Origin of the sequence: Amycolatopsis sp. cmx-8-4 (assembly GCF_046548675.1) — a bacterium.
Taxonomy (GTDB): domain Bacteria; phylum Actinomycetota; class Actinomycetes; order Mycobacteriales; family Pseudonocardiaceae; genus Amycolatopsis.
In genome coordinates, this window is record NZ_JAEBDZ010000021.1 from 144,229 (window position 1) to 150,851 (window position 6,623).

Below are 6,623 nucleotides of genomic sequence, written 5' to 3' on the forward strand. Positions count from 1 at the left end.
GCCGATCCCGCCGATCCCGCCAAATCCCGCCGATCGCGCCAAATCCCGCCGATCTGGCCGATCCTGCAGATCCCGCCAATCGTGTCCGCGCCCTCGGCCAAGCCGATCCACACTCGGCTGGCTCATCCGCACCTCGACCTGGGACTTGCTACACCGGCCCGGTTTGTCCACACCCCGCCCGTGATGTGGACAAACCGGCCCCGGCATCGGCTTTTCCGGCTTTCCGTCGGAGGGTCCCGATACGCTGGAAGCGGGGCCGGTCCCCCGGAGAGGGCGGGGGCTGCTTTTTGCGAGGCGGGCGGCAGGCGCGGGTGCTCGCTAGTGGATGTCCCAGGCGGGGCCGGGGTCCTCGGCGTCGTCGCGCAGGATCGTGCCCTCGATCAGCCCGTACGGGCGGTCGGCGGCGTAGTACACCTCGTTGTCGTTCTTCAGCCCGAACGGGCTCAGGTCCACGAGGAAGTGGTGCTTGTTCGGCAGCGACAGCCGCACCTCCGCGACCTCGGGCCGCTGTTCGAGCACCGCCTGGCCCATCGCGTACAGCGTCTGCTGCAGCGAGAGGCTGTGCTTCGTCGCGAAGGTTTCCAGCATCGCGCGCCGGATTTCGCGGTGGCTCTCCGCCCAGTCGATGCCGTCACCCTGGTAGCGCCAGCGCGCGGTGACGGCGGTCGCGAGGATCCGGTCGTCGGTCTCGGCGAGCGTCGTGTACTCGTCGCGCGGGAAGCCGTGGAACTCCGAGCCGGTCGACTTGAGCACGACCAGGCCGTCGATCCCGGACACGACCCACGCGCGGTCGCCCTGGATCGTGACAGCGGTGGTGCGCCGTTCGTTGCCGGCGCCGCTGAACGCGTGCTCGTGCGGCGCGCCGTCGACGGTGATCCGGTCCCAGCTGTGCTCGTCGATCTTGATCCGGGCGCCGGAGATGCTCTCCTGCGTGCCGGTGAAGTGCCGGGCCAGGCGCAGGCCGAAGTCTTCGATCTCGCCGACCGGCGCCTCCTTCGCGAAGGCGTACACGGTGTTCTTCTGCGTGTCGGTCGCGAGCACCGCGGCGTTGTCGCCGGTCAGGTGCGTCGCGGCCAGCTCGCCACGCAGCGACGTCGACACGGTGAGGTCCTTCAGGTGGTGGACGGGGCCGTCGCGGCGCACCGTGACCAGGCGGACCTCCGCCTTGCCGTACTGGTTGGGGCCCAGGGTGATGGCCACGGTTCAGCTCCCTCGGTAAGTCGAATAGGCGAACGGGCTGAGCAGGAGCGGCACGTGGTGGTGCGCGGTGCCGTCGGAGATCCGGAAGGTGAGGGCCACCTCCGGGAAGAACGCGTCCGGACCGAGGTAGGCGCCGGTGTCGAAGACCAACCGGTAGGCGCCGGGTACCAGCGTCTCGGGGCCGAGGTCGCGGACGCGGCCGTCGTCGTCGGTGCGCCCGTCGGCGATCGGCTTGCCCTCGGCGGTTTCGAAGCGGACGGCGATCCCCGTTGCGGGCCGGCCTTGCGCCGTGTCGAGCACGTGCGTCGTCACCAGGCTCACGCGGTCACCGCCTTGGCCAGCCGCAGGCCGGCGATCTTGAGCAGCTCCTGCCCGGCGACGCCGAGCTCGGTCGCCGGGTCGTTGCCGATGCGCTCGCGGAGGATCTCCAGCAGCTCGTCGCCGCTGCGCCCGCTGGCGCAGACGAGGTAGACGTGCCCGAACTTGGCTTCGTACTCGGCGTTCGCGGCGGCGAACTCGTCGGCGTTGTCCACACCGGACTGTTCGCTGCGGGACCAGTCGGCCTCGGTCCCTTGCTGTTTCGGCTTTTCGCCTATCCGGGGGTGCGCGGCCATGGCCTGGCGGATCTCGTCGCTGCTCAACGGCAGGTCCGCGGCGGCTTGCAGCGCGTCGAGGTTTTCGTAGGGCCTGCGGTCGAGAACCGCGTCCGCCCAGCGGGGGACGGCGAGGCAGGCCGTCAACGCCGGACGTACGTCGCCGGCGTCGGCGGTGTTGAAATCGGTGAGGGTGAGCGGCACGGGGAACTCCTCGTGAGTGGCGTCTCGCTGACCGTACGTCGGCGCCGGAGTTCCGTCAACATTTTGTTGAAAGCGCTGGTCAGTCGGCTTCCCGGTTGAGGTAGTTGTAGACGGTGAACCGCGTGACGCCCAGCGCGTCGGCCACCGAGGAGACGGATTTCCGCAGGCCGAAGGCGCCGCGTTCGCGCAATAGCCGCACCGCGCGCTGCTTCCCGGCGCGGTCGAGATCGCCCAGTTCGGCGCCGAGTTCGCGCTCGACATCGGCGATCAGCCGGGCGAGCGCATCGTTGAGTTCGACGGATGGGGCGCTGTCAGCACCGTGCGATTCGCCCGGGTGGCCACCGGCCGTGTTCGGTCCGCCCGCTTGGCCGCCCATCGTGTTCGGCCGGCCTGCTCGGCTGTCGGCCGTGTGCGGTTTGCCTGCTTGGTCGCCCGCCGTGAGCGGTTTGCCAGCAGGGCCGCCCGTCGCGTGTGGACCGGCTGCGGGACCGTCCGTCGCGTGCGGTTCGGCTGCTCGGGCGCCCGTCGTATCGCGCTGGTCGGCGGCGGAAACGACCTTCGGTGCGGTCGACCCGCCGGGCCGATCTTCCCCCTCGGTCGCGGCGCCGGCGTCCGCCGCGGCGACCTGGCGCACCTGCAGCGTGACCTGGGTGGCGCCGCCGTCGAGCGCCGCCTGCGTGATCCTGGGCAAGGCCTCGAGAAGGGCCTTCGCGTCGCCACGGGCGAGCGTGCCGAGCGGCCCGAAGTCGGTGTCCAGCCCCGCTTCCACGGCCGCGTCGCGCGCGGCGAGCGCGTGCTCGGGCGGCGAACCTTCGCCGTGGAACGGTTCGCTGGTGAACTCCGCTTCAAGCCGCACGAGGTGACCGTAACGCGCCGCGTCCGTCGTTGACGAGCGGCGCGAGCCGTGGTTAGTGTCGTTGTGCGAAACCGCCTTTCCGTACTGTGAAATCGGCGGTGGTCACTTCTCCCGGCGAAGGGTTCTCGGATGGATCTTGTGGTGCGCGCAGCCCGGGCCGTCACGGCCGAGGGCGAGGTCCCGGTGACCCTCGGTGTCGACGGCGGCCGGATCGTCGAGGTCGAACCCGGCGGCGCTTCGCTGACCGGCGACCGCGTCGTCGAACTCGGCGACGACGTCGTGCTGCTGCCCGGACTGGTCGACACGCACGTCCACGTCAACGATCCCGGCCGCGCCGAGTGGGAGGGCTTCGAGACGGCCACCCGCGCGGCCGCGGCGGGTGGGGTGACCACGATCGTGGACATGCCGCTCAACAGCCTGCCGCCGACGGTCGACATCGCGGCCTTGGAGGTCAAACGCAAGGCGGCGACCGGCCGGGTGCACGTCGACGTCGGTTTCTGGGGCGGTGCGATCCCCGGCAACGTCTCGGACCTGCGCGGGTTGCACGAGGCCGGCGTCTTCGGGTTCAAGTGCTTCCTGCTGCACTCCGGCGTCGACGAGTTCCCGCCGCTCGACCCGGCCGGGCTCGACGAAGCGTTGCGGGAGCTGAGTTCCCTCGACGCGCTGATGATCGTCCACGCCGAGGACGCGCACGAGATCGACGAGGCGCCCGAGCCGCACGGCGGTCGCTATGTCGACTTTCTGCACTCGCGCCCGCGGGCGGCGGAGAACCTGGCCGTCACGCACGTGATCGAGGCGGCCCGCCGCAACTCGGCGCGGGCGCACATCCTGCACCTATCGTCCGCGGAAGCCCTGCCGCTCGTGGCGGAGGCCCGCCGCGACGGCGTCGCGCTGACCGCCGAGACCTGCCCGCACTACCTGAGCTTCGTCGCCGAGGAGATCCGCGACGGCGCCACGCAGTTCAAGTGCTGCCCGCCGATCCGCGAAGCGGCCAACCGCGAACAGCTGTGGCAGGGGCTCGCCGACGGCGTGATCGACTGCGTCGTCAGCGACCATTCGCCGTGCACCCCGGAGCTGAAACGCTTCGACAGCGGCGATTTCGGGCAGGCCTGGGGCGGGATTTCGAGCCTGCAGCTGGGGCTCCCGGCGATCTGGACGCAGGCGCGGCAACGCGGGTTCGCGCTCACCGACGTCGTTCGCTGGATGGCCGAGCACCCCGCCGCGCAGGCGGGAATGCGTCGCAAGGGGCACCTGGCGGTCGGCTACGACGCCGACTTCTGCGTGTTCGCGCCGGACGAGGCGTTCGTCGTCGACGTCGCGAAACTCAAGCACCGCAACCCGGTGAGCGCCTACGACCGCCGCCCGCTCGCCGGCGTGGTCCGCTCGACCTGGTTGCGCGGCACCGAAATCACCGGCGACGCGCCCTTCGGGGCGTTGCTGACCCGGGGGAACTGCTGAGATGGAGGCTGTGTTGTCTGACCGTCCTGAGTGGACAGGTTTACCCGACCTCGCTTCACGCCGCTTCGGCGGGACCGTGATGTGGGCGACCGACGAGCTGTTCGCCGAGAAGGAGAACCTGGTCAACCCGTGGACGCCGGCGCACCGCGCCGAGACGTTCGGCCCGAAGGGTCAGGTCTACGACGGCTGGGAGACCCGCCGCCACCGCGAACCGGGCGACGACCAGGCGATCCTCCGGCTCGGCCTGGCGGGCACCGTCACGGGGGTGGTCGTCGACACGGCGTTCTTCAAGGGCAACTACCCGCCGTTCGTCTCGGTCGAAGCGGCTTCGGTGCCGGGTTACCCGAGCGCGGCCGAGCTGGCGACGGCGGACTGGGACATCCTCGTCGACCGCGCGCCCGCGGCGGGCCACACGGAGAACTTCCACACGGTCAACGGTTCCCGCAGGTACACCCACGTTCGCCTGACCCAGCACCCCGACGGCGGCGTCGCCCGCCTGCGCGTCCACGGTGCACCGATCCCGGACCCGGACCTGCTGGACCTGGACGCGCTGGACTTGGCGGCCCTGGAGAACGGCGCCCTGGTGACGGGGTGCAGCAACATGTTCTATTCATCGCCGAACAACATGCTCTCGCCGGGCCTCGCGGCCCACCAGGCGGAGGGCTGGGAGACGGCCCGCCGCCGCGACGACGGCAACGACTGGGCGACCTTCAGGCTGGCCGGCGCCGGTATCGTCCGGTTTGCCGAGCTGGACACGAGCAACCTCAAGGGCAACGCCCCGGGCTGGGCGTCGATCAGCGGCCGCGACACGTACGGCGAGTGGGTGGAGCTGCTGCCGAAGACGCGCCTGCAGCCGGACACCCGCCACCGCTTCGCCGTACCGGACGGCCCCGAGGTGACGGAGGCCCGCCTGGACATCTACCCGGACGGCGGCCTGGCCAGACTGCGCCTGTTCGGCCGCCTGACGGAGACGGGCCGCGCGAACGTGAAAGCCCGGTTCGCCAAAACCCGCTGAGGCTCGCACGGCCGCGCATGGAAGTCGGCGTGGTGCGCGATAGGACGCGCAAGGCGGTTGGGTCACGCACGTCGGGTTGACGAGTCGCGTGTTCTCTGCCGCTCCGTGAGCCCCGGCGCGGTATCCCCACCTGAACTCGCGGGTCGTCGACGAGTGCCGTACACCTTGTCGACGACCCGTGGTCAGCCCGCGTCGGGACGGTTCAGGTAGGCCGAGGCCAGTGACAGGACGCACGCGCAGCCGATGATCGCGCTGACCCACCACGGCAGGCCGGCCACGATGCTCCACACGAAGCCCGCCGCCGCCAGGAGGGCAACGAGGATGTTCCGGAACTGCAGCGGCGTCGGTTTGGCCATGCCGCCAGCCTCTCACGGGCCCGCGTCAGACCTCTGCGCGCTCCCCGGGTTCGAGCAGCACCAGCCGGTCGGTCAGACCGGCCGCCTCGAACTCCTTCCTCAGTACGTCAGGACCCTCGCTGAAATGCTGCCAGCCCCGGAAGTGCAGCGGGACGACCTTCGCCGAGCCGAGCACCTATGCCGCCGCGGCGGCGTTTTCGCTGGTCAACGTCAGGGGAGCGCCGTCGAACAGCGTCGTCCTCGCGGCACCGGCGAACAGCATCGCGATGTCGACGCTGAGCCGCGACGCGATCTCCCGCACCAAGTCCAGCGACGCGTTGTCCCCGCTGACGTACACCGTCGGCAGGCCTTCGCCGCTGAGCACGAATCCGGTGACGTCACCGGCGAGCTGCTCCGCTCCTTCAGGCCCGTGCAACGCCGGGACGGCGGTGACCGTAAGCCGCCCGACCTGCGTCTCCTCCCACGGCTCCAAGCCACGCGCGGTCCCGCCCAGCCGCTCGGCGCCGCTGGGGGTGATCAGGGTCAGCGGCACCGTCTTGAGGTAGTCGCGCCCGCGATCGTCCAGGTTGTCCGGATGCTGGTCGTGGGACAGCAGCACGGCGTCCACCACACCGACGGTGTCCTCGGTCAGCACCGAGTCCTCGGTCTTGACCAGCACGCGGCGGCCGATCGAGTGATCGCCCGGCGGATCGAACGTCGGGTCGGTGAGCAGCCGGACGCCGCCCAGCTCCAGGAGTGCGGTCGGACCACCGGACAGGGTGATCCCGAGTTTCTCGGTCATACCGGGGCCAACGACGGGAACGGGTGCGCTCTTCCCTAGATGATTGATTCCGTGAAGATCATGTGAGCTGACCCGGTTCAGGACGTGAGAGGAGGGTGTCCAAGATCAATGTGTGAGCAAAGAACTAGACACCCTCCTGACAGCACTCTACGTGCTCGTG

9 protein-coding genes and 1 pseudogene are annotated in these 6,623 nt (G+C 70.4%); 2 read left to right on the top strand and 8 right to left on the bottom strand.

Annotated features, from left to right (window positions below):
- Nucleotides 1–318: 318 nt before the first annotated feature.
- The 5 genes and pseudogenes from pucL to ACLJQZ_RS35030 form a co-directional block, all read right to left on the bottom strand.
- Nucleotides 319–1,200, bottom strand: a complete 882-nt coding sequence (pucL, locus tag ACLJQZ_RS35010; protein WP_410624295.1) for a factor-independent urate hydroxylase — start codon at nucleotides 1,198–1,200, stop codon at nucleotides 319–321.
- 3 nt (nucleotides 1,201–1,203) lie between these two features.
- Nucleotides 1,204–1,521, bottom strand: coding sequence for a hydroxyisourate hydrolase (uraH, locus tag ACLJQZ_RS35015; RefSeq protein WP_410624297.1), 318 nt, complete (start codon nucleotides 1,519–1,521; stop codon nucleotides 1,204–1,206).
- Nucleotides 1,518–1,997 carry a 2-oxo-4-hydroxy-4-carboxy-5-ureidoimidazoline decarboxylase gene (gene uraD / locus ACLJQZ_RS35020; protein ID WP_410624299.1) on the bottom strand — a complete coding sequence of 160 codons (480 nt, stop codon included), beginning with the start codon at nucleotides 1,995–1,997 and terminating at the stop codon, nucleotides 1,518–1,520. The genes uraH and uraD overlap by 4 nt, the downstream gene beginning before the upstream one ends.
- 79 nt (nucleotides 1,998–2,076) lie before the next feature.
- Entirely contained in the window at nucleotides 2,077–2,373 is a 297-nt protein-coding gene (locus ACLJQZ_RS35025) for a helix-turn-helix domain-containing protein (RefSeq protein WP_410624317.1), read from the bottom strand.
- Nucleotides 2,374–2,619: 246 nt separating this feature from the next.
- Nucleotides 2,620–2,853: pseudogene (locus ACLJQZ_RS35030) on the bottom strand (DNA-binding protein); the annotation flags it as partial.
- 129 nt (nucleotides 2,854–2,982) lie between these two features.
- On the opposite strand from ACLJQZ_RS35030, the gene allB reads away from it, so the two are divergent.
- Nucleotides 2,983–4,311, top strand: a complete 1,329-nt coding sequence (gene allB / locus ACLJQZ_RS35035) for an allantoinase AllB (protein ID WP_410624301.1) — start codon at nucleotides 2,983–2,985, stop codon at nucleotides 4,309–4,311.
- A gap of 1 nt (nucleotide 4,312) precedes the next feature.
- A complete protein-coding gene (gene alc, locus ACLJQZ_RS35040) occupies nucleotides 4,313–5,326 on the top strand; it encodes an allantoicase (protein ID WP_410624302.1) in 1,014 nt (337 codons plus the stop codon).
- 182 nt (nucleotides 5,327–5,508) lie between these two features.
- Here alc and ACLJQZ_RS35045 read toward each other — a convergent pair whose 3' ends face one another.
- The 3 genes from ACLJQZ_RS35045 to ACLJQZ_RS35055 are packed head-to-tail and all read right to left on the bottom strand — an operon-like array spanning nucleotide 5,509 to nucleotide 6,463.
- Complete coding sequence (locus ACLJQZ_RS35045; RefSeq protein WP_247062336.1) at nucleotides 5,509–5,682, bottom strand: hypothetical protein; 174 nt, start codon at nucleotides 5,680–5,682, stop codon at nucleotides 5,509–5,511.
- Nucleotides 5,683–5,707: 25 nt separating this feature from the next.
- Nucleotides 5,708–5,857, bottom strand: a complete 150-nt coding sequence (locus ACLJQZ_RS35050; RefSeq protein ID WP_410624304.1) for a hypothetical protein — start codon at nucleotides 5,855–5,857, stop codon at nucleotides 5,708–5,710.
- Nucleotides 5,858–6,463 carry an MBL fold metallo-hydrolase gene (locus ACLJQZ_RS35055; protein WP_410624306.1) on the bottom strand — a complete coding sequence of 202 codons (606 nt, stop codon included), beginning with the start codon at nucleotides 6,461–6,463 and terminating at the stop codon, nucleotides 5,858–5,860.
- Nucleotides 6,464–6,623: the final 160 nt, after the last annotated feature.

What these genes read in the sequence shown, in the direction of transcription:
- allB (WP_410624301.1), top strand. Translation starts at nt 2,983, where the DNA reads ATGGATCTTGTGGTGCGCGCAGCCCGGGCCGTCACGGCCGAGGGCGAG.
- ACLJQZ_RS35055 (WP_410624306.1), bottom strand. Translation starts at nt 6,463, where the DNA reads ATGACCGAGAAACTCGGGATCACCCTGTCCGGTGGTCCGACCGCACTC.
- ACLJQZ_RS35025 (WP_410624317.1), bottom strand. Translation starts at nt 2,373, where the DNA reads ATGGGCGGCCAAGCGGGCGGACCGAACACGGCCGGTGGCCACCCGGGC.
- alc (WP_410624302.1), top strand. Translation starts at nt 4,313, where the DNA reads ATGGAGGCTGTGTTGTCTGACCGTCCTGAGTGGACAGGTTTACCCGAC.
- ACLJQZ_RS35045 (WP_247062336.1), bottom strand. Translation starts at nt 5,682, where the DNA reads ATGGCCAAACCGACGCCGCTGCAGTTCCGGAACATCCTCGTTGCCCTC.